The 20,150-nt window shown below is 38.7% G+C and carries 29 protein-coding genes; 4 read left to right on the top strand and 25 right to left on the bottom strand.

The features are described from left to right. Window positions 1–18: 18 nt before the first annotated feature. The 5 genes from PQG54_RS11725 to PQG54_RS12470 are packed head-to-tail and all read right to left on the bottom strand — an operon-like array spanning window position 19 to window position 1,781. Window positions 19–318, bottom strand: coding sequence for a hypothetical protein (locus PQG54_RS11725; protein WP_271790719.1), 300 nt, complete (start codon window positions 316–318; stop codon window positions 19–21). A 1-nt stretch (window position 319) separates the two neighbouring features. After that, complete coding sequence (locus PQG54_RS11720) at window positions 320–646, bottom strand: hypothetical protein (protein WP_271790720.1); 327 nt, start codon at window positions 644–646, stop codon at window positions 320–322. Window positions 647–657: 11 nt separating this feature from the next. Beyond that, window positions 658–1,386: a phage antirepressor KilAC domain-containing protein gene (locus tag PQG54_RS11715; protein WP_271790721.1), complete on the bottom strand. Its 729-nt coding sequence runs from the start codon at window positions 1,384–1,386 to the stop codon at window positions 658–660. Then, complete coding sequence (locus PQG54_RS11710) at window positions 1,376–1,627, bottom strand: hypothetical protein (RefSeq protein ID WP_271790722.1); 252 nt, start codon at window positions 1,625–1,627, stop codon at window positions 1,376–1,378. Before PQG54_RS11710 ends, PQG54_RS11715 begins: the two co-directional genes overlap by 11 nt. Continuing rightward, complete coding sequence (locus tag PQG54_RS12470; protein ID WP_370866920.1) at window positions 1,608–1,781, bottom strand: Arc family DNA-binding protein; 174 nt, start codon at window positions 1,779–1,781, stop codon at window positions 1,608–1,610. Before PQG54_RS12470 ends, PQG54_RS11710 begins: the two co-directional genes overlap by 20 nt. Before the next feature lie 124 nt (window positions 1,782–1,905). On the opposite strand from PQG54_RS12470, the gene PQG54_RS11705 reads away from it, so the two are divergent. Genes PQG54_RS11705 through PQG54_RS11695 form a run of 3 tightly spaced genes read left to right on the top strand, consistent with a single transcriptional unit; the run spans window position 1,906 to window position 3,391 of the window. Then, window positions 1,906–2,424, top strand: coding sequence for an Arc family DNA-binding protein (locus tag PQG54_RS11705; RefSeq protein WP_271790723.1), 519 nt, complete (start codon window positions 1,906–1,908; stop codon window positions 2,422–2,424). A 53-nt stretch (window positions 2,425–2,477) separates the two neighbouring features. Further along, window positions 2,478–2,909 carry a hypothetical protein gene (locus PQG54_RS11700; protein WP_271790724.1) on the top strand — a complete coding sequence of 144 codons (432 nt, stop codon included), beginning with the start codon at window positions 2,478–2,480 and terminating at the stop codon, window positions 2,907–2,909. A gap of 26 nt (window positions 2,910–2,935) precedes the next feature. Then, window positions 2,936–3,391, top strand: coding sequence for a hypothetical protein (locus PQG54_RS11695; protein ID WP_271790725.1), 456 nt, complete (start codon window positions 2,936–2,938; stop codon window positions 3,389–3,391). 4 nt (window positions 3,392–3,395) lie between these two features. Here PQG54_RS11695 and PQG54_RS11690 read toward each other — a convergent pair whose 3' ends face one another. Genes PQG54_RS11690 through terL form a run of 17 tightly spaced genes read right to left on the bottom strand, consistent with a single transcriptional unit; the run spans window position 3,396 to window position 17,776 of the window. Next, window positions 3,396–5,537: a lytic transglycosylase domain-containing protein gene (locus PQG54_RS11690; protein ID WP_271790726.1), complete on the bottom strand. Its 2,142-nt coding sequence runs from the start codon at window positions 5,535–5,537 to the stop codon at window positions 3,396–3,398. Further along, the gene (locus PQG54_RS11685) at window positions 5,530–5,700 is read right to left on the bottom strand and encodes a hypothetical protein (RefSeq protein ID WP_271790727.1); all 171 of its coding nucleotides are present in this window, start codon (window positions 5,698–5,700) and stop codon (window positions 5,530–5,532) included. Before PQG54_RS11685 ends, PQG54_RS11690 begins: the two co-directional genes overlap by 8 nt. Window positions 5,701–5,720: 20 nt before the next feature. Then, complete coding sequence (locus tag PQG54_RS11680) at window positions 5,721–6,266, bottom strand: hypothetical protein (protein ID WP_271790728.1); 546 nt, start codon at window positions 6,264–6,266, stop codon at window positions 5,721–5,723. A 1-nt stretch (window position 6,267) separates the two neighbouring features. Then, entirely contained in the window at window positions 6,268–6,786 is a 519-nt protein-coding gene (locus PQG54_RS11675; RefSeq protein ID WP_271790729.1) for a phage tail fiber protein, read from the bottom strand. Window position 6,787: 1 nt separating this feature from the next. Next, complete coding sequence (locus PQG54_RS11670; RefSeq protein WP_271790730.1) at window positions 6,788–8,311, bottom strand: DUF3383 family protein; 1,524 nt, start codon at window positions 8,309–8,311, stop codon at window positions 6,788–6,790. 49 nt (window positions 8,312–8,360) lie between these two features. Further along, window positions 8,361–8,933 (bottom strand): phage neck terminator protein, encoded by a 573-nt coding sequence (locus tag PQG54_RS11665; RefSeq protein WP_271790731.1) that lies wholly within the window; start codon window positions 8,931–8,933, stop codon window positions 8,361–8,363. Then, window positions 8,933–9,343, bottom strand: coding sequence for a phage collar protein (locus PQG54_RS11660; protein ID WP_271790732.1), 411 nt, complete (start codon window positions 9,341–9,343; stop codon window positions 8,933–8,935). Before PQG54_RS11660 ends, PQG54_RS11665 begins: the two co-directional genes overlap by 1 nt. Further along, the gene (locus tag PQG54_RS11655; protein ID WP_271790733.1) at window positions 9,340–9,951 is read right to left on the bottom strand and encodes a hypothetical protein; all 612 of its coding nucleotides are present in this window, start codon (window positions 9,949–9,951) and stop codon (window positions 9,340–9,342) included. The genes PQG54_RS11660 and PQG54_RS11655 overlap by 4 nt, the downstream gene beginning before the upstream one ends. After that, the gene (locus PQG54_RS11650; RefSeq protein ID WP_271790734.1) at window positions 9,941–10,381 is read right to left on the bottom strand and encodes a hypothetical protein; all 441 of its coding nucleotides are present in this window, start codon (window positions 10,379–10,381) and stop codon (window positions 9,941–9,943) included. The genes PQG54_RS11655 and PQG54_RS11650 overlap by 11 nt, the downstream gene beginning before the upstream one ends. Window positions 10,382–10,404: 23 nt before the next feature. Beyond that, a complete protein-coding gene (locus PQG54_RS11645; protein WP_271790735.1) occupies window positions 10,405–10,806 on the bottom strand; it encodes a DUF4054 domain-containing protein in 402 nt (133 codons plus the stop codon). Continuing rightward, window positions 10,806–11,180 (bottom strand): hypothetical protein, encoded by a 375-nt coding sequence (locus tag PQG54_RS11640; RefSeq protein ID WP_271790736.1) that lies wholly within the window; start codon window positions 11,178–11,180, stop codon window positions 10,806–10,808. Before PQG54_RS11640 ends, PQG54_RS11645 begins: the two co-directional genes overlap by 1 nt. A 3-nt stretch (window positions 11,181–11,183) precedes the next feature. Further along, window positions 11,184–12,221: a hypothetical protein gene (locus tag PQG54_RS11635; RefSeq protein ID WP_271790737.1), complete on the bottom strand. Its 1,038-nt coding sequence runs from the start codon at window positions 12,219–12,221 to the stop codon at window positions 11,184–11,186. A gap of 2 nt (window positions 12,222–12,223) precedes the next feature. Continuing rightward, window positions 12,224–12,718 carry a structural cement protein Gp24 gene (locus PQG54_RS11630; protein WP_271790738.1) on the bottom strand — a complete coding sequence of 165 codons (495 nt, stop codon included), beginning with the start codon at window positions 12,716–12,718 and terminating at the stop codon, window positions 12,224–12,226. Continuing rightward, the gene (locus PQG54_RS11625) at window positions 12,718–13,977 is read right to left on the bottom strand and encodes a DUF2213 domain-containing protein (protein ID WP_271790739.1); all 1,260 of its coding nucleotides are present in this window, start codon (window positions 13,975–13,977) and stop codon (window positions 12,718–12,720) included. Before PQG54_RS11625 ends, PQG54_RS11630 begins: the two co-directional genes overlap by 1 nt. 10 nt (window positions 13,978–13,987) lie before the next feature. After that, window positions 13,988–14,818: a phage head morphogenesis protein gene (locus PQG54_RS11620; RefSeq protein WP_271790740.1), complete on the bottom strand. Its 831-nt coding sequence runs from the start codon at window positions 14,816–14,818 to the stop codon at window positions 13,988–13,990. Continuing rightward, entirely contained in the window at window positions 14,790–16,319 is a 1,530-nt protein-coding gene (locus PQG54_RS11615) for a DUF1073 domain-containing protein (protein ID WP_271790741.1), read from the bottom strand. Before PQG54_RS11615 ends, PQG54_RS11620 begins: the two co-directional genes overlap by 29 nt. Further along, window positions 16,319–17,776: a phage terminase large subunit gene (gene terL, locus PQG54_RS11610; protein ID WP_271790742.1), complete on the bottom strand. Its 1,458-nt coding sequence runs from the start codon at window positions 17,774–17,776 to the stop codon at window positions 16,319–16,321. The genes PQG54_RS11615 and terL overlap by 1 nt, the downstream gene beginning before the upstream one ends. Window positions 17,777–18,096: 320 nt before the next feature. On the opposite strand from terL, the gene PQG54_RS11605 reads away from it, so the two are divergent. After that, complete coding sequence (locus PQG54_RS11605; RefSeq protein WP_271790743.1) at window positions 18,097–18,339, top strand: hypothetical protein; 243 nt, start codon at window positions 18,097–18,099, stop codon at window positions 18,337–18,339. 150 nt (window positions 18,340–18,489) lie between these two features. Here the strand turns inward: PQG54_RS11605 and PQG54_RS11600 are convergent, their stop codons facing one another. The 3 genes from PQG54_RS11600 to ssb all read right to left on the bottom strand — a co-directional run bounded on the left by PQG54_RS11600 (window position 18,490) and on the right by ssb (window position 19,982). Then, entirely contained in the window at window positions 18,490–18,819 is a 330-nt protein-coding gene (locus PQG54_RS11600; protein ID WP_271790744.1) for a hypothetical protein, read from the bottom strand. 187 nt (window positions 18,820–19,006) lie between these two features. Continuing rightward, a complete protein-coding gene (locus tag PQG54_RS11595; RefSeq protein WP_271790745.1) occupies window positions 19,007–19,525 on the bottom strand; it encodes a hypothetical protein in 519 nt (172 codons plus the stop codon). A 13-nt stretch (window positions 19,526–19,538) separates the two neighbouring features. Next, on the bottom strand, window positions 19,539–19,982 hold the full coding sequence (ssb, locus tag PQG54_RS11590) for a single-stranded DNA-binding protein (protein WP_271790746.1): 444 nt from the start codon (window positions 19,980–19,982) through the stop codon (window positions 19,539–19,541). Window positions 19,983–20,150 lie beyond the last annotated feature (168 nt).

Genomic DNA, 20,150 nt, shown 5'->3' with positions numbered 1-20,150 from the left:
TGGGTGGCTTCGTTGTGATTAGTCCTGACGATACAGTAGCTTTTTATGCCCTGCATCAATCAAGCTTTGATGTAATTCCTCTGCATCTTGCTCTAATGCATGAGCAATATATTTTAGCTGATACAAAAAGTTTTCAGTGGCACCATCGAATGCTTCTTCCTCTTTACGATCAATCTCTAATTTATCAATTAAAGTTCGTATCATTCCACAAGCAACAGGAACATTTAGTGCCACAAAAACAGAGTGATTAATTAGATCATCACTTGCAATTTTCTTTTTCTGCCACTCGCTAATCTCAACAAAAGCAGGATATGACATATTATCCTCCTTTGTTATGGCTTGGTTTAAATCGTATAATTTCACCTTTAATGCCAAGCGTTTGTTTATAGTCCAGCAAAGTTGCCATAAATAAGGTATTAAAAGCATTCTTGGGAGAAACTTTCAGCACTCTGATCGCAGCAGCCAATCGTAATATTTTTTCATCCTGATCTGGATTTGTAAAATTCGCCACGATCTGAATTGCTTCGATATCATCTACCATTGCTTTGGGATTTTCTGCTATTCCCAAACAACAATCCTGAAAAACCATCTCATCACATTCACGATCAGTTACACTAGCAGGTTTATTTGTATACTTTTTACTCATAACACCGCCCTCTATACTGATTCTTTAGAAAAGATTTTTGAAAGTTTAGCCAAGCCCTTAGGTGTGATTTTAAGGTCTTCTACTGTTTTAGGGGCGCCATCATTGCCATCGAATGTTGTAACCTTCATAAACAAATCACCAGATTTTACTTTATCTGAATATGCCGTCCATTTACCATTCCCGTGCCAACGAAACGTCCAACCATTTAGATGTAAATAAGCAAATAAATCTTTACGTCTTATTTGCAATATTTTAGCTGCCTCTGTCGGGCTAAACATACCATCAGAGGTTGCAATCAGATCCAGCGCATCCGCTTTGGGTTTTAGAACATTAATTGTTTCTGCTTGATCCGCAGCCAGACGTAATGCCTCGGATAACGTTTGAGGAATTCGAAATTGATTTATTTCCCCACGCTCATACGCTTCAAACCGTTCGATGATTTCAATCGTGATTTCCGTTGCTTCTTTTGTTTCTGATTTGGCGGTGATGAAAATTGCCTGTTTGCGATTGAGGTAAAATTCTTTTGCCTTTCCGCCATTTATAACCCGCTCCACCGTGGCGCGGGTTCCCATTCTATCTAATTCATTAGTATAACGACTAATAAGTTTGCGAATATCACGAGGTCTTTCAAACCCTAATCTTTGAGCAAGATCGATGTCTAAAATACGAAGTTCACCCTCATGAACAACTGGGTTAATAAGAGAACTTGAATTATTATCGTGATTTGTGTTATTGTTCATTATAAACATTTCCTTTTGTAGGGATTTGATAAGAAGCAGTGGGAACGTTTGGCGACAGATCCACTGCTTTTTTGTTGTCTACTTCTCTGCGGTCTAATGCTTCATTTAATAAGCGCCTGACCGTTTCAACTTCAGATGAAATATTATAATCCATCTGATACTTTCTTATTTTTTCCAATAACTCCTTGGGAAGAACGTGTATTCTACGTTCACAAGGAACCTTATTTGGTAATCGAATCATTCAACCCATTCCCTAGTTCAGAATTTTTTATTTGATTCAAAAAATACACAATTTGCATATTTGCTGATCTGCAATTTTTATTAGCCTCCATTGTAATCCATTCTCTTAATTCCAATGGGATTCTCACTATGATCTGACTTTTTCTTTTCTCCATCTCTTATCCTCTGCAATTATATCATACTAAAATAGTATGATTAGAAATCATATCAATAAAGTATTATTGTAGTCAATTAAAATTATATGTTAAAAATTAAACTATAATAATTTTTGAGAATAAAATGACAGAGACAACTATCCAGCAATTTCAGTTAAGACTTCCGTCTGATTTAAAACAATCAATCGAAAAAGAAGCAGAGCATAATAATAGATCAATTAATGCGCAAATTTTGTTTATGCTCCAAAACTACGAAGAAAATAATGGTAGAGTTCATTTCCTCTCAGAGAGTGTTTTACATCGTCTTGAAAGATTCCAAAAAGATAATAACTATTCTTCTCAAGTAGAAGCTATAGAAGAAATATTAAATGACACACTACAAAAAAAGGATAATGGCCGTGATATTTTAAATGAATTGCACACAGCTTTTAAAACTGAGAAAAATTTAAGAACGTTAGCAAAAAACATTTTAAGTAGTCATTTATTAGTAAAGAATATAATAATTGAAGATAATAATTTTATCGAATTTACCTTGGCAGATGGATCACAGGGTAAAATGCTCAAAGACGGTAAAATGTTGTATAAATCTTCAGCTAAAGACAACTACTCCATTTATACCTATTCGACTTATAATTACAAATAACCCCTTGCCAACACTCCTCAACTCTCATATCGTTACGGTAAAGGAGTGTTGTTATGAAGAAATTATTACTCGCTAGTGTTTTGACTTTGGCGTTGCCTGCCGTTGCTTATGGAACAACATCTAAAACGCTTCCTAATACAACTATTCAACAAGCAAAAAAAGAAATGAAAGATGCGTTTTGCCAAGATGGAAGACAAGGAGTTATTAAACTAGTTTCAAACTGTTATCTTGAAAGTAATAACAAAGATAAATGTATGCTTGAAGATTCCGTTTTAATTGTTTTTGATAAACAGATGGACGATATGTTTAAAGCGCAAAGCGGGCAAGGTGTAAATCCAGATGGTTTTCTTTCTGATACAGCCGTAGAAACAAGAGCAAGAATTTATTTTAATCCCCGCTTTGGAAGTGTTAAAAACGCAATGAAATATTTCAGCAAAGCTGGTAATGATATTATTAACACTATGCGCGAATGTGAAAAAAACTAGCATAGTTACGAATATGGATTATTTATATGAATAATGGTTATCATTTTATTTCTTGGCTTTTTATGCCTTTAGTATGGGCATTTATTACAGCGATTTTTGCTTATCAAGCGGCTAAAAGAAAAGGAAGGAATGCTCCATTATGGGGATTTCTATCATTTTTTTGTAATCCTTTAATTATTGTTGTGGAATACCTAACGAACATTAATTCCAATAATGATCACATGGCAACCTGTCCAATATGCAGCGAAAGACTGTCAGTTGCTGCAATGTCTTGCCCACATTGTGGTCATCCACATGATCGTAAAGATCGTTACAATTTAACTGCCTTAGACACCATTAGTATCCTATTTGAAATACCCATTTGTATTATAAATGGTTTAGTATTACTAATCCTCTTTTGTATGGCTTATTATCTTCTATTAACGAACCTAGTGATATCAACAGCAATCATAAGCACCCTTATGGCTGCGATTTTTAAGTAGTCCCCTAACTTATTCCTGAAATCCCATTAAGCGGGTCTGGATTCATAAATTTGATCTCGCTTTCTTTATTTTGCCGTTGGATTTGCCTGACTTTCTGTTCAAACGCCTGTGCAATATGTTGTGGATTGCCATTATTGACGTGAATATTGACGTTATAATTACTATCCCCACTATTGGCAGTGCGAGCGTTTATTATTTTCTGGGCTTGAGTTTGAGTTTGCATTTGTTGGCTGTTTATACGGTTTGGCAGCAAATGGTTTTTGTATAGGTAAGCGTTTTTCCTAACTTCAGAGACATAATTACGTGTTTCTCTTGGTGCGTGGGACAACCAATCAGCTCCATATTGTCGTGAAACTTTATCTACGTTACCCATACCCCAATTATAAGCAGCCCTCGCTTTGTCAATATCGCCATGATATTTATTCAAAAGAACCTTCATATATTTTGCGGCACCTTGGGCAGATGAATGAAAATCTTTTACATCGACCCCATATTCTCTGGCTGTATCAGGCATAAAGCCAAAGTCACCCTTTGCGCCTGCGGGCGATAACATATATTTACCTCTGCCAGACTCTTGCGACCATTGTGCATCTAAAGATCCTTTTGGCAATCCATATTGTTGCTCTAACTCTTCAAGATGCTTCTGTTTTGTTTGAACGCTTGCCCCTGCACCTGCTGTCCATTTCCTTCCTGAACTGTTAGGTTGATAAGAAATTGTTTCTGCATGCGCCGAGGGGAATAATAACTCACCTAGAGAAGGAGCCGCATCTTTTTTCGCCTGTTTTTCTGCCAGTCTTGTTCTTAAACTCTCTGCACTTTCATTAGGGTCAGTTAAAGGAACCGTATTGTTTTTGTTATCTGTCGCCCATAATTTTCCTGAATAATCATAAATATCAACTCCTAATTTTTTACTAAGCTCTTGTTGGCGCTCTTTCAACATTTCTCCTTTTTTTAATTGAGGTTGTTCGCCTGTTAAATCAAGTAAATTTTGAGGAACTTTTACTCCAAAAAATTGAAACCAATGTAATACTTTATTAAGCAGTTGCAAAATGACACCACCCAGATCACGCAGCCCTTGGGCAAGCAATTTTACATTTTCAGGATTATCGGCGAATTTATTAATACTTTCGATAATGCTGGTGATCTCTGGCGACATTTTCGCCAATAAATCGACCACATTTGTTTCCAGGGATGTTTTAAGTTCTTGGACTTTGGCGTTGTTTTCCCTGTTCTTTTGTAAATTAGCGGCCTCACGTCTTGCTTTTTCGTCTTCTCGGGCAATTTGTTCAGGTGTTAATTCTGCAATATGTTGCGCTATAAGCTTGCTTTTTGTAAATTCAGACATAATTTCAATACGCATTTCTTTAGAAAGGCTTATTGACTTATCATGATAAAACTTGCTCATCGCAATCATCATTTCCTTTTGCCACTGGGCAAAATTCATTCGTGAGCCATCTTCGTTACGTGCCGTCAGAGGATTAAGATTAGGTCTGTAATTGGACAGTTTATTCAAGGCGATGATTTGACCTTCATTTAAAAGCCCCATACCGCCCCTTTCTCGTGCGGTTCTAAATGCGTGGCTCATGGTATCTTCCATAGCAAAGGTTTCGCTGTCCTGAATCCCGCCCTCGCGCATTAAGTTACGAACTTGAAAAAACCGTTCTGCGTTCATGCCAAAGGTTTTAATTGCCAAATCCATACGGGCAAGGTCGTTGGTAAAATTCAACATTTCCCGAATACCCATACCAGCCGTCACCACCGTGCTGGCAGCCAACGCCATGTTGCGAAAGCTTGCGACAATTTTCTTATTTTGCTCAAGAACAGCTTTACCTGTTTCTCTACGTTTAGTTTCGAAATCGACGATTCTGCGCCGTTCTTCTTGTTGCTTTCGTTCCAAATCCTCCTTTTGACGCTTTTCGTCATCCCTCACACGCAAAACATCCGCCATCCCACTTGCCATTTTATCGGGTAGCACTGAAATCTCTTTTAGCGCATTTTGAAAATTATCTTGCATTTTGTTCACTTGCGCATCAATCGATTTAACAGCCTCTGCAAGTGTCATTTGCATTTTTCCCGCGTCGCTTTGGACACGTTCCATATCAATCCCAACCTCAATCGTTGGGCCGTTACTGTCAATTTCAGCCATGATGTTTTTCTTTGTTCAAGTGAGTTTGCAAAACTGCTTCGTTATAAGCATTGATGTCGTTGATTTCCAAAAGGCAATATAAATCTTTGACACCATAAGTTGTCTGTAGTTCTTTTAACGTTGCCAAATGCGAACAGACCACATTCCCGATGGTTTGAGGCAAGTTCGGGTAATACAAAGTCTTTAATTGAGCGGGGATTGTCGACCCAAACTGGCTAAACTTTGCATGATTTTTTTCGTAAAAAAATCGGTATGTAACTTAAAAGCCTCCCTATATAATGTATAATAGGTTGATGCTTCCTCTACATATTGTGTTGGATTTGTTGAAACAGGATCAATCATTTGATTTTGTCCTGGATTTAAATAAATTCCACAACAATTTAATAACGGTTTGGTCGCAATGATTAACTCATCGTATGGTAATTGAAAGAACTCTGAAGATAAATAAACGGCAAGACTTTCTGTTGACTTGAAATGCGCAGCCTCGCCCGTTTTGATCTCATCCTGAAGTGTTTCAAAATCAGGTTCGCTATTCATTTGTTTAAAATAAGAAAAAACCAAAGGCAGAAGCCTCATTTTTTCATGCTCAGAAGCGTTTCTTAGGATTGCATTGATACTGCGTGATGCCCATGCTTCTGTATCAAAAGCGGACATTTCCGTGATTTTGAAGAGCTTGCCTTGGTCTCTGCCTGCTTCTTCGATTTTAATATCTATTGTTCTGCGTGCCATTTTAAGCCTCCAACGTTTCATCAACGGATTCAAAGCGGAATTTACATGGAATGGGCTGTAAAGTCTTTGCATGGGTTGGGATTGATTGCCATTCCAGCCAATACCCATTATTCAACGCAAATGTTTTCCCTTGTGATGGGATAATCATCGTGCCGTTGAATTTCATCGTTTCACGTTGAACCTTCATGACTCTTGCCAATGATTGCAAGGTTGCCAATGAATCGGAGGCTGCGATAAAGGCAATGGTTAGCTCGACATTATTTGCTGTTGCTAGATATCCACCGTATAAATTACCTTCCATTGACGTGGCTGTTTCCACCATGTTTTGATTACCCATCGTAAATGGATTATCCGAGGTCATACCTTCTAAACTCAACGGCACACCAACCAACGGGGATACAAAACCTGAGACCGCCGAGGGCAACCCCAACGCATCTGATGCAGTAGTATTCGCCCAAGGATTAGACGCAATCAATGTTAATTTCGTATTAATTGCGGTAATTGTTTTATTTGCTGGCATGTTATTGGATCTCGATACTATTCATGATAATGCTTTGGACGGATTGTCCGTCTGTGTACCAAAAGTTAATCGGTGGGGAGCCACGAGCCACTCGTGTTTGAGGGGTTACACGTTCCATATCGACTTTGAGGTAATACCCAACCGTTGTAATATTGTTAATTTGAGACTGATTTAGCCCAGCTTGTTTCAAAGACTGAACCTGATCGTCAGAAAGAGATATTCCTGTTCTGATCGCCCCGAAATTCATAAACTGATTAATAGCAGGTTTAATGGCTGTGGTTAAAATCCCTTTACCATCAGTATTGTAAGGAACTTGACCTCTGGCCAACAAAGTCAATACAAATTGATATTGTAATTGTCGACGCATCCAGACCTGACAAAACCAGCTGTCGAGCCATATATATTGTCCTGAAATGCGACCTTCATACATAAAGGTAAAATTGCTAGTTGCAGAAGCCCAAGAACCGTAGAAATTATATCCATTGGCTTTCAATGCCAACGCCTGATCTTCACGGATAACGTTCGGCGTTAATAGGTTGCTGCGCCTGAATGCAGCGGTAAACCGTCCGTCCGTTTTGGTTAAATCCCACGCAGCAGGATAGCCAGCAATGAATGCACAAAGTTCAAGGTTATTATATACACAAACCACCCCTTCATATCCAGCGGCATGAACCTGCTCTGCGAAAGAGGTTCCTGTTTGAGCGATAATGGCTGCGTTTGAGCTGTCCGACAAGATAACACAACAATCATCTTGCATTGAATTGACCCATTTAGCAAAAGACATATTTTCATCCGATGTCGCTTCCCATGACAAGAATACAGAGCAAAAGGTAAGATTATCATTACATAAGATATCCATCTGCCCTTGGATGGTTGGATTTGAAACCGCTTCTGACTGCATTGCGCCACTCTGACCTGTTAACCGTAAGCGATCTGCCAAGCTGCCTGTTGCGAAACCGACCGATGATCCCTGCCCAGTAGTCAAAGAGCTGATAATAAAGGCATGGTAACCAGAAGAATAAACGACTATCACACCCAGTTTTTTCTCTAGAATATCGGCTGCATCACTAAAACTATTCACATTACTGAAATCAATATTTGTTGCCGTTTTAATAACACTATCAATTTCAATCTGAATATCGCCAGAGAATGTACGCAAATCTTCTAAACGTATTGCCTCCAATGAGGCTCCGATCAGTTTTGCACTGCTATCTTTGGTATAATAAGGGGCTAGATAAAGGGTGGAGGCAACACGATCAGAATTAGTAAAACCAGCAAAATAAACAGTGGCAAGGTCATATTCAGTTGAATCATAACCAAAAATCTTACCAATCTGATCCGCATTGGTGATCGTAGTTGTTTGATTAGAACGAAGAGCGCGCTGTATTTCAAGACGCTTTTTCGTATCATCGTCAGTATCAACATCTTGTTTTACCAACATCAACCCAAACAGATTATTGCCGTTATTCCCAACGTCCAATACGCCTGGATTAATCTTTACGATATTATTTAAAGGAATAGACATTCTTTCTTGTTTCCTTAATGAGACATAAAAAAACCACCCATTAAGGTGGTTACTTGGTATCGGCTAATCTTACCGACATGATTATTTCTGTGGCGCTTTCTTGACACATCCCAAACTCAGGATGATATTCTAGGTATGCTGTGACTACATACCGATCCTCATATTGACTTTCACTGTTGATAAATACATTATTACGCAATCCCTCTGCATATAGGGGAAAGATCGGTTTTTGATAAGTTTTGAACTGATCACTTGCCCAATCATCATTAAACCTGATTAGAAAAGACTTAGCCATTTTATGGGCTTTAATATTATCTTTTCCATAAAAATCTATTTGTAAGGTTACCTTATTAAAATCATGCACAACTTTATGCGTACTGGTATAGCGGCTTTCATTAAAAGCAAGTTGTTCCTCATCAATCAACTGTATCATAATGAAAGGTGGGGTTGGAATAACCGTTCTGTTCGACAATCCACAAACTACCTCGAGCTTTCCTCCACCTTTTACGGGAATCGAAGCATTTAAAAAACGTTCCAAACAATCGTAAATATCATCAATGTCAACACTTTCTTGTTTTGGAGAATCATGATCCGATGGGACTTTTGAGAAGACTTTTGACATTATATATTATCCTCAATCTCCGCCTCATCATCTTGTGGGTGATCAAGTTGAGAGGTTACCATAACTTTACACCATCCAGAATTTTCATAAGCCTCTAACCGTTGAACAACCAACCATCTCCTACCATAAAACTCTAATATATCCCCTCCAGTGCCACGAACACGATCAGCGCCATAAAGCTGACACTCTGAGTAAACAGCTTTATGCTCGCCTTGCATCGTTGTAAAATTAACATATTGCAAATCACTACTGGATAAAGATTGAACTTGCACCGTAATTTCAATAGGTGGTTCATATTGTGGAATTTGATGCGTTCCATTTTTGATATAAGGAATAGACCGATATAACGATACTATTATATCATTATTAACAGTGCCTATCATTCCACGTACCATAGAGTGTAGCTTCATATTTGTGTTACCTGCCATGCAATCGAATTGCGTAATTGCTTATTTAACCCAATTAGCGGATGAGTTTCACCTTTCTTAGCTCTAATGGTTGATGCGGCATTGGGGGGACTGTAGGTGTTATCAATTTGTTGCTGGATGTCTTGTTTAATGATACTGCCAAGGGCAGCCATTGATTTTTCAACATCAAAGCCAGTATTTTTAAATATCTTGGCAAAATCACTGCGCCATTTTGCTGCATTTTTTTCTAAGGCAGTTCTAAAAAATGGACGCGCTGGAATAACAATTGTATGAGGACCTGTAACCAAAGTTTCTCCAACAAAATTATTGGCTACAAAACGCAGACCTACAGTATAAACCTTTTTCTTCTTGCCCGTATCAGGATCATTCACCATCCTAGATGTCACTGCGTCTTTGATATATTTCGTGCCACCTGGGTGTTGAATAACAGCGCCATATTCCTGTATTGTAGCCACTGCCCCTACAGAGGTTCCATCAGGGTAAGAAGCCCCTTCGTAATATCCCACTTGAAGAACTAATTTTTTACCAAAGTTAGGAATTTTCTTTAAAATAATATCACGAATAGATGGTCCTTTAAGACTAACCCCCATTATTTTCACCTACAACAAAAATCGAACCATTTTCTAAAGGTGCCCATTTTTGACGAGACTGCAAAAATTCCCTCCATAAAGATTGTTTAATCTGGGTGTAACCAACATGCCCATAATTGCGTAATGCTGATCGGTTGGGCATATCCTGAATGCCTTTTAATAAAATAGATTGGTTGTTGACACAAATAACAACACCATTCGGAAATTTACAGCCAATCGTTAGCAATATATCTTTATCGCTCGTTGTGGATTCTCGTGGAATGCTTGTTGTATTTCCCAATTCTCCATCTGGTTCCAACTCTTGATTGTTTGTTCCATTTCCTGATCTCTGATCGTTAATTTTTTTCTTTGTATCGTTTTTATCTTGGGCTTTGGTTTGCGTTGTTTTTTCATCCGTCAACTCACTATCTTTAACATTATTAGCGGTCATCTTTTTTCCTTTATAATTTGGAATTATGGATAAGAGATTGAACGTCTATTGGGACGGCGAGGAATATATTTTCCTGAACGCATAAATTTAGTTGCTTCCCAAAACGCAATACCATAATTCGTTTGTGACCAAAATGCAGGTATATTCCCTAAGTTACCCATCGTTGTTCCCAATGAAACAGACCCTTCAGATGCATTTGTAATGGCGCCAACCAATCCGCCATTACTATTACGTTTATCCAATGTGGCAAGATGGGCGACAATAAGAAATTCAAGTTGCTCTTTTTTGGCGGGGCATAATCCCCACTGATTATTGCAATCACTGAAATATAGCGGTATCTGACTTGCAAAACCGTTGATCTGTTCATCTGAATATAAAGATAACGAAGGATATTGACCGCGCCATTTTGCACAATTAAAGTTCATTATTTCTTTTTTCCTTGTTCCTTCTCACTTAATGTTTTTACGTCAACGCCTTGTTCATTGACACCTTCCAAACCAGTTTGCTCATCTTTCAATTCTTCAGCTTGTTTTTCGACTTCCTTTTCTGTTGGTTGGGCGAAAATCTCCTTGTTGACTAAAGGAGAATAGTCTTTATTAACCTTTGTCCATTCCTGCCAAAACTCCTCTGGAACTTCGGTAATGCCGTATAACCCTGGCAACATTCCCAATTCAGGTTTAAAAAAAGAGGACTGTGTTGCCCCCTTTAATGTTACCCTTTCAATCGTTCCGTCATGTTTTTTTAGTTCTAAAATCAAACCATTTGGTCGTTTACAAGCAACACTTACCATTTCTACCATTGATTAAATCCCTACCATAGAAGCACAAGCAACAGGAAAGCGCCAAACGGTTCCCCAGCTTCCTTGTGATTTCTTTTGACGTTGATATGAAGAATAGTTTTCCATGCGATGTCCACGCATTTTATAGGTAAACCCACAGAAAACAGTCTGCATCCCTTGATAAGTTTCAACAAACATTTGCATCATGTTAGAGGTTAATTTACCATTAGATAGCTTATCACCAGCTTCTGGTAATGCTTCAATACGTAAATTAGGGAAATCTTCTTTTAACATTTCTCTAATCCTGAGGCCAAATTCATTTTTATAGGCTAGACATTGCTGTAACCCATTAGGAACTACAACGACGAGAGGATCGTCCATAGAAAGGTTGCCGCTCATTTGATCGTTAAGTTGGCCAAACAATTTTAAGAAATCGTTATAAATCTCAAGAGGGTCGGTCGTCGATTTCCAACTCAAAGCACCACCTGTTTTTAAAGTAGGCTGAATCGATGGTGGCAGATCAGGATCATTTAAAGCCCCATAATTCCTAATCCCTTGCACACCAAATAAATAAATAAGATTTTGAGCTTTGTTTAAAATATTTGCAGAAGCAATTTCCTTTTCAGCAATAATTGAGAAATTACCTTTTGCTGCCATATCGATTTCACGTTCGCCCCATTCTGCCCAAGTTTGATATAGCCAAGGTTGGCGCACCTCCCAAGTCATATTTGCATTTGACTGAGCATTCTGACTGTAATCATCATAAGCACTGATCGTGCCGGTGGATTCAACGAAAGGGAACTGAATTAAAGTGGAAGTCCAATCGCCTGCCTGACGCTCGCCATATATTTTTGAGGCACGAGCAGGCGTAACAATTGCCCGCGTAATCTCATTAAAGGTTTCCGTTGTATACATAACGGGAACACCCGCATTCGGAGACATATTTAGGGTGGATTGTGCATCCATCGCCATCGGAGGTTTGTACCACTCATCGAAACGAGCATTATAATCCTCTTGAAGGACAGCCAAATTTTGACGTATTGTTGGGAGTTTTTTGTTCATTCTTAATATACCGCAGTTGAAGAAATAATAACCAATTCATTTGCATTGGCAGTTAGGGCGCAATACCAATCGGTTTCGATGTAATCCGTTTTACTTACTCCTGCCTCGTCACATAGAACGCTGCCATCCTTGGTGGAAACAAAGATTTTTTGCCCACGGGTGCCGCCGTTTTTACTTCTGGCCCAATAGTCACCCATTGTCTGTAAGCTTAAAGGCATTCCAGGTTGATAGGTCATTGTTGCATTTTGCATATATCCAACAATTGCCGTATTAATCCCTCTGCGTACAAAGCCTGTTGGTTTAATATCTTTTGCCGTTTGTTGGTTAACAACAGTTACACCATCGTCTTTCACCCAAGCAAAAACACCAATCGTCACACCGTCATCACCAGCTCGCAATCCGTCGATCGACATAGCACTTGCTCTTGGATTTGTAGAAGCAAAATCCCCCTCGACCGCAGGAGCCCATGTATAACTTACCTGTTTTTGAAATGCCATTATACAATACTCGCTTTCTTCATTGGTTTAATACCATGTTGATGGTAAACAGCATCACGACTTGAACTATCCTGAGCGGTAAGTGGCCGTGATGAATATGCTGCTTGTTGTTTTGCAGCGTTGATCTGGGTGAACATTGTTCTTAATACGTTAGCATCCTTAGGAAGCGTTGCACTATCAACACCCAAATGATTTAACCCCATTAGATAGATTGAGGCTGCATCATCATAAGCGGCATCCTGAGCAACAATATTCCCAATAATAGGTGATACTTCTATTCTCGCCTGTTCAGCTGCTTTTAACCTGATCCTTTGTTCATTGAGACGTTTATCAAACTCTTTAGATGCAATAGCCATCCGTTGATTCACTATTTTTTCCACCATCGCGCTATCCATCGCACCTTTTGTGGCAGAAACAGGTGTGGGTGTATTGACCACAGTTTCCCCCTCATCTTCTGAGGTGTTTTTAGCTGGTTCTGGTGGGTCTGTATTTTCATTATCTTGTGAGGTATCTTCTTCGCTGTTGTCTTGCGCTTGAGATGGTTCTTGCTCTTCTTCATCTTCTGCTTTTTTTACAGCTTCATCGACATCTTCTGGGGAAGCATCCATTGCCAATTTTTTCGATTTCAGCAATTCGCTGACTTTTGTCGCCCATTGATATCGAGCAGTTTTACTTATTGTTGCCATTAATTGATTACCTTTGTTTAAATCACTTTTACTATCCCATGCGTATACATCTGGCCCTGCTCTACCTTTCTCTACCAAAGCCACATGATTTCCCCGAATATTACGCATAATTCCATCATACGGTTGCCCCTCATACTCACCAGATGTAGGGTCTACATCATAACGATAAGCACATGAGATTTCCCTTGTTGTGCCATCCTTGATTCCCGCAATGGCATCTTCATCCCAAACTGCCATAGAATTAAATAAATAAGGGAACTCAAAAGATGCCCTTTCCCCCATTGTTCCTTTGCGCTGCTCTGAATGAGGATTTTCGGCAGTCACGTGAACATGACCAAGCATCACAGGAAGACGATTAAACGTAGGGGCAGCACGTTCTAACTCATCTGGAGGTCTTAATAAATTATAAGATTTATGTGCATCCCACCCAAGCTTTTCAGCATCAGGGATTTCACACCCATAATACGAATTAACAACAGCCTTACTGATAGGTGTCTTATCAATAAAAAGACGGCCGTCTTCATCTTGCCAACTAAATTTAACTGGCAATTTGTCATAAGCTAGTTTTGTCATAATTATACCGCTATATTGGTTTCAAACCGTCATTTTCAGGGATAATGGCAACATAGGTGCAATTACAGTTAATCTCTTGCCCTGGCTGAGTATATTTGCCATTAATTGATAAACCCTTCTCTAGATTAAAACGCTTACCGTCTGCTTCTAAATGAGTTTTTCTGGCATTTCTTCGTAATGGGGAATGTCTCCATATTCCTTCTGTAATGCCCGCATCTAGAGAGGCCGCAACATTGAGTGTGCTAAAGACTTTTTGATTTTGATCTCTCGCAATTAAAGCTGCTCTTCGCTTTGTGATTTGAAAACGGTTTTGCAGCTCTTTGGTTAAACCACCCAAATCACCACCTTGCATTACGGAATTCATTACCATCGTATGAATTTGATCAAAATATTGATTAGGAATAGAGTTAATTAACTCTACATTTTCAATCGTAGCAGCTTTGATAATTTGTTTCTGTCGAATAGTTGGTTTAAAAGAGAACTCAAATCCCGAATTTTTTAACGAAGCTCTAAATGCGCTTTCCTGACTTGTTACAACCAGAGAAATAAATTTTTTAGGTAATTCCTTACTTAAATTAGCAAACCTCTCTTGCCACTTACTGGCTAGCTTTTTTAATAAACTAGCCAGATCACTAATCGGATCAATATCACCCGTAATTTGTTCTTCATGCTTATCATACCGAGCGGTTAACCAATAAGAAATAGACTTGTCCATTTCTTGAATTGCTTTTAAAAGCTCTCGATAATAAAAAGCATTTACCCCCACATTAGGTTGAATAGGTCTTAATAAAATCTCTCCTGCTTTAAGAAATTTATGTTGAGGCTTCTTCCATCGTTTCATTTGTAGGCACCTCATCCATCAAATCCGGTTCTTCAACTACAGGAGCCTCCCCAGTTAAATCCACCGTTGAGTAGTTACTATCTTCGTCATTGGCAACACGTTGCCTGATCTCATCAGGGGTCATGACAGAGTTTTCGAGGTAAATCGCATCCGTTTGTGCTTTTGTAAATTCCATTTCGGCTTTGTTTTTATCATCCATCTGCCACAACGGAACAAACTCGAAACTAATGTCTGGATCAATCTCGCCCCACAAACTTAATTGCACAATTTGAAATAGGCGTTCTAACTGTGGTTTAAAAAAATGTTCCTGATAAGAAGAGACTTCATCATACCAAACCCGTATTTCACCATCAGATGACGCATTTAAACCACTGGGTTGAATACCAAACATCTTAACCAACGGTTGACCTGCAATACTCGCCATTTGTTCTTGAGATTGCGCTTGTAAAGCATCCAACGTTCCCAAGGGAACAGCAATACTTTTTAAATCCTCGGTTTCTTTATCCGTTACAAAAGTGCCTTGATTATGACGCATCTGGTTAAATCCCTGAACACGATCAAATAAGCCTTCTATCCCTTTTGGTGTATTTGTTCCATCAAAACATTGTTCCATTAACTGTTGAGCGCTAACCTGAAAATTGATGATTGAAAAAGATTTAATCAAGTCCGCAATTGCTCGACGCGTTCCCAACCAATTATCTACATACGGTTTAGCCATTTGTGTTAATGCCATCCCACCAAAGTTATAAGCTGGCTTTAAAAGATCAGGAACCTCTCTGGCAACAAATGTTAATATTCGTGAAGAATCAATAATGCGACCATTCACAAACCAATTTTTCGGCTTGTAAAATTGTGAATCTAATGGATCGAGCGCAGAATAGCCATTAGGACTTGTCCAAATTGGCTCAACGTTTACTATTCTTTTAAGGCCGCCTTTGATAATACAACTTGCATCAATACGAATGGGTTGAATTAAACTTGACGGGTTATGATCTCCAAAATCTAATAAAATATGGCCCAGACCAAAAAAACCATCATCCTCACTCGCCTTATAAAAAATATCTTTAACTCTTAGACGGTCAAATTCTTTTTCTATTTCTTCAATACGTTCGGCTTTGTCTTTGCTTTTAGATTTAAAAACAATCCATTCCCTCGTGGCTTCTTTGGCCAATGTTTCGACCATTTTACGATATTCTGGTCGTTGTGCCATTTCTGATAATCTTGGATAACCAAAAAACCCCAACCCATCTGCATAGTAATTGTCGAGCCATTCTGAATACATACCCATATCTGGAATATTCTGAACAATTTGTCCACTATCCAATCCTATCACTGCCTGTGGTATTACTCCTGGGGCTGGCTCATATGGTTTTATTATTTCTTCAAAAGCAATTCTTTTTTCTGCTGTATAACCTGACCTTGTCCAATTTACCCCTTGCTTACTTACGGATGAATCTTGTGTTTTATTATCGACCTGCTTCTTCTTAAAAAATGAAAACATCAATACATCCTGATTTTTTTTAAATCTGATTTATTAAAAATAATAGTTTGGGGTTTTAGCGTAATTGCAATCATTTCGAAGGCTCCTGATGCAGCGTCCACTTGATCGTCATGAGCGCCACTTGGAAAGCATTGTAACTCTTCAATAAAGCTGTTATTCCAAGGTGCTCTTAATAAAGAGACGTTACCTATATTCACTTGTGATGCAAAAGGATTCGCTCGCGTCGCTTTATCACCCGTTTCTCTTACTGCCTCAAAGCGATAGCCAGATAATAACTTAGCGTAATAAGTCGCTTGCGCTACACCAGCTTGTCCTGGGTCTTGGGGGTAAACTATTTGAACATTTCGCCCATCTCTGCTTGCTGTTGCCAATACGGCGGCTTCTACCTCATCTGGGGTGCCTCTGAACCTTACGATATCTATAATCGTGTAACTATTGTCTATATTGCGTTGCATCTTAACCCCAACACTCCAATCAGGGTCATATTTCCCCGTTTCTTTGGTTGCTGCAAAATCCCATCGCCTAACTATTTTGCTTGCTTTGGGTGCTGCGTCTATAATGGGTATCTGTTGGATTTTAAAGAACGTACCAGAAGATATAATCGGGCTTCCCTGATACAAAGAAGCCCAATCTCGTTCGCCAACTGATATTTTAATTGCATCAAGGGCATCTATTCCATACGCTTCTGACCATAATGGCTCACCGATTTTGCGATTTAGAGCATCATCATCACTTGTGGCGATGGCTGGAAGGTTAATAATATCCCATTCTTCACCTGTGCCATTTTCCATTTCATTAATTAAACGCCCTGATAAATCGTCAACATGCCATCTAGTTTGAACAATGATAATAGCCCCACCTGGCATAATACGCGTGCGTAAAACCGATTTATACCAATCCCATATATTCTCTCTGATCGTTTCACTTTCTGCATCTTGACGATCTTTGACTGGATCATCAATAATAGCAAGATGCCCACCATACCCCGTCATTGAACCACCAACACCTGCCGCTAAGAAAACACCCCCTTTTGTTGTGTTCCACAAGTCCTTAGCTTTGCTATCAGGAGCCAATGCAACATCAGTAAAAATATTAGAATACAATTGACTTGATATAATATTCCGAACATCACGCCCGAACTTGTCTGCTAATTTCGCAGAGTAAGAAGCGGTAATGATCTGTCTTGTTGGATTACGTCCAATATACCAAGCGGGGAAACGCGTAGAAGCAAGTTCGCTCTTCCCATGGCGCGGTGGCATAAACACCATTAACCGCTTAATATCGCCTCGTTCAACTGCTTCAAGCTTTTCACATAACAGGCGATGATGCGCACCGACATGATAATCTTGTTTTGTATAAGTTGTAAAATCAATCAGATGTTCACGCGCGTTTTTCCTTGCCTGTAGCTCTTTTAAAGCTGCCTGCCGTGCTTGTTCTACTAACTGTTGACGATTCATAAATTTAGATAATTTATTTTACAAAAAAGACATAAAAAAAGTGCAAAATTCCGAGGAAAAATGCACTTTATTACTTTACATATACCCCATAATGGGGTAATTTTATAAGTGTTGAGACAATGGGGTCTCAACATAATTGGAGAAAAAAGAATGGATTATATTCTTTTTCTCTGGTGGTTGCTTCAAATAGTGAAACTGGAACTTTCGCTATCTGAAAAAGGAATAAAGATTACGATCAGCATTCCTTTTAAAAACCACTAAGAGGGGTTGGGAGGGGAAACCTTCCCGATCTCTCTTAATTAAATATAAAAGGTTTTGATATGAAATACAAGATTGAAACAAAAGAAGATTTAGAAAAAGCTATTAAAGATTTAGGGTATAGCTACAGTGCATTTATCAGGGTAATGTCTAGCTACGGAGACTACAGAACTAACAAAGGGGCGAGAAACACGCTAGATCGTGAAAAATCAGGCGGAAGTAAAGTTGATCCAAAAACAATTGTGATAATTAACCTACTTGCCGAGATGAAAGAACGTGGTTTTTTACCAGCTGATCCAAAGTAATAGAATAAATTATATTGTATTCTTTTAAATCTAATATAATATAAATACATTGTATTCATTATTAAAAAACAATTTATATGAATACGGATTAGATGGATTTTGAAGTGTATTCGTATGAGTGTAGTCAAATAAATATATATAAAACTAGATTTATTCGGTATCGACCGAAGTCGTTGAATGACCAGCCACATAATGTAATTCTTCATCAGTCATTTGATCTGGTCGTTTCATTTGTGTAATTTCCGCCTTAGACTCGACAAGTTTCGCATGAAGGTAAGGAGCGGCTTTGGATGCAGCATCAAGGGTGATGTCATATTTCCCTTCTTCAAGGCTCTTATTCATAATCCAAACCATAACAGCAACAGGAGCTAGCTGCTTACCTTCTTCGATTTCTTTTTTAATCTCATCAAGCGCTATTTTATTTTTGCTTACTGCGCCTTTAGGTCGCCCTGCTCTCTCTCTTTTCCCACCATGTTCCATCTTGATTTCTTAATTAATCTTGATTTTTAATCAAGTTCCTATTTCCCACAACAAAAAACGCCCCTCGTATTAAACTGGGACGTTTGGTATATTTCTTATAAACATCAAGTGACTGTCGTAATCACGACGCAATTCTTTGATGATGACACTACGTTAACATAAAAGTATGCACCGTACAAGTGGGATTTTATAGTTTATTAAAAATATGTTCTAATGAATCAAATACTGCTTTAATCATACCAAGTATATGATTTCTATTTTGACTTATAGCGATACCAATTTGTTTAGCATTCATATCACCCAAAGTAACCATATTTAAAATCTTTATGTTAAACTTTCCCATCCCATCCCAAATAACAAATAACTTTTCATACGCTTCGTGTTGAGAATAAGTTGGCTCCCATTGATTACGATTAACACTCATTAAACTGACTTTTGCGTATAAATCTTGTGTTGCCCCTAATGCTTTTTCACAAAGCAAGGCATACTGATTGGCATAATTAAATTGCTCTTCAGTGATAATCTTTCGGTTAAAAAGTTCTCCAACAAAATTTTTTCTACGCAACCGCTCCACAGTTCTTTTTGGACTTTCTTCGTCTTGCTCTTGAACGACTTCGTACCGCCGAGAGTTCCATTGTTCTTGCAGCCCATGTTCTTTGACAATTTGAGGATAGCATGGCTGCGCTTTTCTCTTGGCTTTTCCCATTGCTCACATCCCCCTAAAACGGTATTTCGGCGTCAAGATTATTTCTACTGGGTGTTGAGCTTTCCCAACCGGCTTGGTTATTATTCGATCCTGTCTGCGCTTGATCTTTACTATCCATTGGCACTAATTCCCCACGGAAACGATCAATGACGACCTCTGTGGTATATTTCTCTACACCTTGTTGATCCGTCCATTTGCGTGTTTTCAATTGTCCTTCTACATAGACGTTACGCCCCTTTGTCAGATATTGTTCTGCAAAGTTTACTAGACGTTCATTGAATACGACCACACGATGCCACTCGGTGTTTTCTTTCCATTCCCCAGATTGCTTGTCTTTCCATTTTTCGCTAGTTGCCATCGTCAAATTAACAATCTTGGTCCCTGCTTGCGTTGTTCTGACATCTGGGTCTTTACCAAGATGACCGACAAGGATGACTTTGTTTACACTGCCCGCCATCGATTAGCCCACCATTCTTTTAAGTCTGAAATTGATAAGTTGTGCTATGTCATTCAATGAAAAAGTAGGCAAAATATCTAAAGCCGAATGTTGTTTTGTGTTGTAATTTTCTAGGTAAATACACCCTAAACCTGTTGCAAAATAAATAATGATTTTGTTTGATTTGTT

The sequence above is a fragment of the Commensalibacter communis genome, assembly GCF_947179015.1.
In the GTDB taxonomy this organism is placed as follows: Bacteria; Pseudomonadota; Alphaproteobacteria; order Acetobacterales; family Acetobacteraceae; genus Commensalibacter; species Commensalibacter communis.
This window is presented reverse-complemented; position numbering and strand designations above follow the sequence as displayed.

What these genes read in the sequence shown, in the direction of transcription:
- PQG54_RS11725 (WP_271790719.1), bottom strand. Translation starts at nt 318, where the DNA reads ATGTCATATCCTGCTTTTGTTGAGATTAGCGAGTGGCAGAAAAAGAAA.
- PQG54_RS11720 (WP_271790720.1), bottom strand. Translation starts at nt 646, where the DNA reads ATGAGTAAAAAGTATACAAATAAACCTGCTAGTGTAACTGATCGTGAA.
- PQG54_RS11715 (WP_271790721.1), bottom strand. Translation starts at nt 1,386, where the DNA reads ATGAACAATAACACAAATCACGATAATAATTCAAGTTCTCTTATTAAC.
- PQG54_RS11710 (WP_271790722.1), bottom strand. Translation starts at nt 1,627, where the DNA reads ATGATTCGATTACCAAATAAGGTTCCTTGTGAACGTAGAATACACGTT.
- PQG54_RS12470 (WP_370866920.1), bottom strand. Translation starts at nt 1,781, where the DNA reads ATGGAGAAAAGAAAAAGTCAGATCATAGTGAGAATCCCATTGGAATTA.
- PQG54_RS11705 (WP_271790723.1), top strand. Translation starts at nt 1,906, where the DNA reads ATGACAGAGACAACTATCCAGCAATTTCAGTTAAGACTTCCGTCTGAT.
- PQG54_RS11700 (WP_271790724.1), top strand. Translation starts at nt 2,478, where the DNA reads ATGAAGAAATTATTACTCGCTAGTGTTTTGACTTTGGCGTTGCCTGCC.
- PQG54_RS11695 (WP_271790725.1), top strand. Translation starts at nt 2,936, where the DNA reads ATGAATAATGGTTATCATTTTATTTCTTGGCTTTTTATGCCTTTAGTA.
- PQG54_RS11690 (WP_271790726.1), bottom strand. Translation starts at nt 5,537, where the DNA reads ATGGCTGAAATTGACAGTAACGGCCCAACGATTGAGGTTGGGATTGAT.
- PQG54_RS11680 (WP_271790728.1), bottom strand. Translation starts at nt 6,266, where the DNA reads ATGGCACGCAGAACAATAGATATTAAAATCGAAGAAGCAGGCAGAGAC.
- PQG54_RS11675 (WP_271790729.1), bottom strand. Translation starts at nt 6,786, where the DNA reads ATGCCAGCAAATAAAACAATTACCGCAATTAATACGAAATTAACATTG.
- PQG54_RS11670 (WP_271790730.1), bottom strand. Translation starts at nt 8,311, where the DNA reads ATGTCTATTCCTTTAAATAATATCGTAAAGATTAATCCAGGCGTATTG.
- PQG54_RS11665 (WP_271790731.1), bottom strand. Translation starts at nt 8,933, where the DNA reads ATGTCAAAAGTCTTCTCAAAAGTCCCATCGGATCATGATTCTCCAAAA.
- PQG54_RS11660 (WP_271790732.1), bottom strand. Translation starts at nt 9,343, where the DNA reads ATGAAGCTACACTCTATGGTACGTGGAATGATAGGCACTGTTAATAAT.
- PQG54_RS11655 (WP_271790733.1), bottom strand. Translation starts at nt 9,951, where the DNA reads ATGGGGGTTAGTCTTAAAGGACCATCTATTCGTGATATTATTTTAAAG.
- PQG54_RS11650 (WP_271790734.1), bottom strand. Translation starts at nt 10,381, where the DNA reads ATGACCGCTAATAATGTTAAAGATAGTGAGTTGACGGATGAAAAAACA.
- PQG54_RS11645 (WP_271790735.1), bottom strand. Translation starts at nt 10,806, where the DNA reads ATGAACTTTAATTGTGCAAAATGGCGCGGTCAATATCCTTCGTTATCT.
- PQG54_RS11640 (WP_271790736.1), bottom strand. Translation starts at nt 11,180, where the DNA reads ATGGTAGAAATGGTAAGTGTTGCTTGTAAACGACCAAATGGTTTGATT.
- PQG54_RS11635 (WP_271790737.1), bottom strand. Translation starts at nt 12,221, where the DNA reads ATGAACAAAAAACTCCCAACAATACGTCAAAATTTGGCTGTCCTTCAA.
- PQG54_RS11630 (WP_271790738.1), bottom strand. Translation starts at nt 12,718, where the DNA reads ATGGCATTTCAAAAACAGGTAAGTTATACATGGGCTCCTGCGGTCGAG.
- PQG54_RS11625 (WP_271790739.1), bottom strand. Translation starts at nt 13,977, where the DNA reads ATGACAAAACTAGCTTATGACAAATTGCCAGTTAAATTTAGTTGGCAA.
- PQG54_RS11620 (WP_271790740.1), bottom strand. Translation starts at nt 14,818, where the DNA reads ATGAAACGATGGAAGAAGCCTCAACATAAATTTCTTAAAGCAGGAGAG.
- PQG54_RS11615 (WP_271790741.1), bottom strand. Translation starts at nt 16,319, where the DNA reads ATGTTTTCATTTTTTAAGAAGAAGCAGGTCGATAATAAAACACAAGAT.
- terL (WP_271790742.1), bottom strand. Translation starts at nt 17,776, where the DNA reads ATGAATCGTCAACAGTTAGTAGAACAAGCACGGCAGGCAGCTTTAAAA.
- PQG54_RS11605 (WP_271790743.1), top strand. Translation starts at nt 18,097, where the DNA reads ATGAAATACAAGATTGAAACAAAAGAAGATTTAGAAAAAGCTATTAAA.
- PQG54_RS11600 (WP_271790744.1), bottom strand. Translation starts at nt 18,819, where the DNA reads ATGGAACATGGTGGGAAAAGAGAGAGAGCAGGGCGACCTAAAGGCGCA.
- PQG54_RS11595 (WP_271790745.1), bottom strand. Translation starts at nt 19,525, where the DNA reads ATGGGAAAAGCCAAGAGAAAAGCGCAGCCATGCTATCCTCAAATTGTC.
- ssb (WP_271790746.1), bottom strand. Translation starts at nt 19,982, where the DNA reads ATGGCGGGCAGTGTAAACAAAGTCATCCTTGTCGGTCATCTTGGTAAA.